This is a genomic window from Natronorubrum sp. A-ect3 (assembly GCF_041821125.1).
In the GTDB taxonomy this organism is placed as follows: domain Archaea; phylum Halobacteriota; class Halobacteria; order Halobacteriales; family Natrialbaceae; genus Natronorubrum; species Natronorubrum bangense.
In genome coordinates, this window is the sequence record NZ_JBGUBB010000021.1 from 1 (window position 1) to 2,432 (window position 2,432).

At 54.4% G+C, this 2,432-nt stretch carries 3 protein-coding genes and 2 pseudogenes; 3 read left to right on the forward strand and 2 right to left on the reverse strand.

Translation table 11 applies throughout. The features are described 5' to 3' along the window. Positions 1-103: 103 nt before the first annotated feature. Positions 104-265 (forward strand): annotated as a pseudogene (locus tag ACERJA_RS20080) (thioredoxin fold domain-containing protein); the annotation flags it as partial. 159 nt (positions 266-424) lie between these two features. Here ACERJA_RS20080 and ACERJA_RS20085 read toward each other — a convergent pair. Both ACERJA_RS20085 and ACERJA_RS20090 read right to left on the reverse strand, forming a co-directional pair. Then, positions 425-991, reverse strand: a complete 567-nt coding sequence (locus tag ACERJA_RS20085; RefSeq protein WP_373609976.1) for a hypothetical protein — start codon at positions 989-991, stop codon at positions 425-427. Then, positions 984-1,142: a DUF2080 family transposase-associated protein gene (locus ACERJA_RS20090; protein WP_006067170.1), complete on the reverse strand. Its 159-nt coding sequence runs from the start codon at positions 1,140-1,142 to the stop codon at positions 984-986. Before ACERJA_RS20090 ends, ACERJA_RS20085 begins: the two co-directional genes overlap by 8 nt. 90 nt (positions 1,143-1,232) lie before the next feature. Here ACERJA_RS20090 and tnpA point away from each other — a divergent pair. Both tnpA and ACERJA_RS20100 read left to right on the forward strand, forming a co-directional pair. After that, positions 1,233-1,439: pseudogene (gene tnpA, locus ACERJA_RS20095) on the forward strand (IS200/IS605 family transposase); the annotation flags it as partial. Between the two features lie 424 nt (positions 1,440-1,863). Continuing rightward, positions 1,864-2,432, forward strand: a 569-nt coding sequence (locus ACERJA_RS20100) for a site-specific integrase (RefSeq protein WP_373609977.1), incomplete at its 3' end; no start/stop codon positions are given.

Sequence of the window (2,432 nt, forward strand, 5' to 3'; positions counted from 1 at the left end):
TCCTCTTCTTGTCACTGTGACCCCTCCCGCGAGACGACGCATTGTTCGGGATGGCCTGCTCGTCCGAGAAAGAACAGCAAGAGTGCGAGACCCCCAAGTTGGAGGTGCGGTCGAAGCCGACGCGGAACAGGCAAGGGCGTTCGACATCCGCGGGACACCGACGTTCGTCGTCTTCGACCCGGAAACAGAGGCGGCCGGGACGCTAGTTGGCGCCCAGCCACTAGAGCGGTTCACAGACGCACTCGAGCAGATACGAGAAGCGTAGCGAGAAGTTCAACCTCGCTTGCGACCAACTCGATACGCTCGAGACACAACTTCGTAGACACCGAGCGGGCTTCGAGGGAGGCGTCGTACAGCAGGCTCTCGTTGTCACTCTGGATGTTGAGTTGGAAGTCCAGCGTCTTGATGAGAGCCTGTGAGGCAATCATTTGATACGAACGTCGATCAGAGTACCCATCTCGTGAGTCGGAGAACTATACTGAATATGAAAATCTGACTCATACGAGCGTTTGTGACATTCTTCCGTCCTCTCGACGTTGACTGTAACTGTCGGAAGACCATCCCACGGCGGAAGGACTTCTTCCTCACGTCCTTCTTCAATTGCCTGTTCGACTTCTTCCATCGGGATTTCAGGCTCTGCGTCCCACCACTTCCTCGATGCGTTAATATCCACCATACATCGCTCTGGTGGACCTTCTATCGGCTCTGTATACACGACGGAGGGGTCGATTCCAACCCGGTCGAGTTCTCCCATCTCAATTCCCGCAAAGCACATGAGAGTCATCCCACCGTCCTCGACTGAGGCGTGTTGTATCGTCGCATTCAACGTCGCCTTCGGAAGTGTATCACTTTGATACGACCGGCCATTATATTTCTCAGTCGGAGAACTAATCGCACCATCAAACCGAAGCACTACATCACGTTCTTCAGCATTACAGAGAGTCCGAACGATTGAGGCCGTTCTTGGAGAATCCTCAGCTGTACTACTCATCATTCTCCTCCTCTGTGGGTTCTGAGATTCGGACGACTTTCACGTCGGCTCCACGCCAGCGTTTGGGAACGGTGACGTGGGCGCTGTTCCCGAACGGTTTGACCTCGCCATCGAGAACTTCCTCGCCGTCGATCTCAAAGCGGTTTCCCATACCTGTGTATATTCATTATATATACTTAGATGTGTCGGTGACGTGTCATTTGTATGGGTGAGAAGCGGTTGAACCACACGGTGTACAACGTCAGCCCACCCGAAACACGCACCGAGCGAAATCGTGCGGACGGTCAAAAGTATCACGGCGCGAGAGACGTGGGAACAGCACGAACCGTTCTTGGAGGAGTACTTGTGGGGTGGCGGGTTTTGGGAGGAATCGTACTACGTCGGGACGGCTGGTGACGTTTCCACCGACACCATCAAACAGCATATTGAACGCACGGACCACGTCTAGTCGGGCTTAGGGTCTTCTCCTCGGTGTCAAGTCCCAAGGCACTCAGCCTGCGCTGTCTGTAGAGACGAGACTATTATAGTCTGAGCTATAATAGTCTGCCCTCTAAAATTAACGCACGTACGTAGTCACGATCCGTAGTGGAGATATGGATGGGTTCGTCAACCGGATATCGGAACTCGAGCGCCTGCAAACGCTCTACTCACCGCCTCCAGAGGCGTGCTCCCAATTCAGTCAGTCGGTTCGCAGTCGGTGGCAGTGTAAAACCCCATGCCGTAGACTGTCTGGTGGATTTCGAGTTGCCGATCAGTCAACGCTGCAGGCTCTAGTTCGAGTGTCGAACAACTCGACCTTTGAGGCGTGAAGCGGCCGAAATCGCCCGTCTCAAAACGGTGGTTCTGACGGGGACTCGCGTGGAGACGACCAAATGAGTCTCGAACCAACCGACCCAGAACACGAACTCGAACTGTACTTAGCCGACCGTGAAAACAGTGTCACCCAGGCAACGCTGTACTCACATCGTTCACGACTGGGCCACTTCATCCGGTGGTGCAGCGAGGAAGGAATCGAAAACCTGAACGAGTTATCAGGCCGCCAACTCCACGAATTTCGCATCTGGCGACGCGTCGAAGGTGATCTGGCACCGGCCACCGAGAAAACCCAGATGGACACGTTGCGCGTGTTCATTAAGTGGCTGGAATCTATCGATGGCGTCGAACAGGATTTGCACACGAAGGTGCTGTCCCTGACGCTGACTGGTAACGACAACATCCGAAGCGTGATGCTGGACTCAGAACGGGCCCAACAAATCCTGCAATACCTTCGGACCTACGAATACGCATCACGACCGCATGTAGCGCTGAAGCTGATGTGGCACACGATGATGCGGATTGGGGCAGTCCACGCACTGGATTGTGCGGACTATGATCCTGCGAATCAGTCACTCGAAGTAGTCCACCGACCAGAGACAGGCACCCCATTGAAAAACGGTGAAGT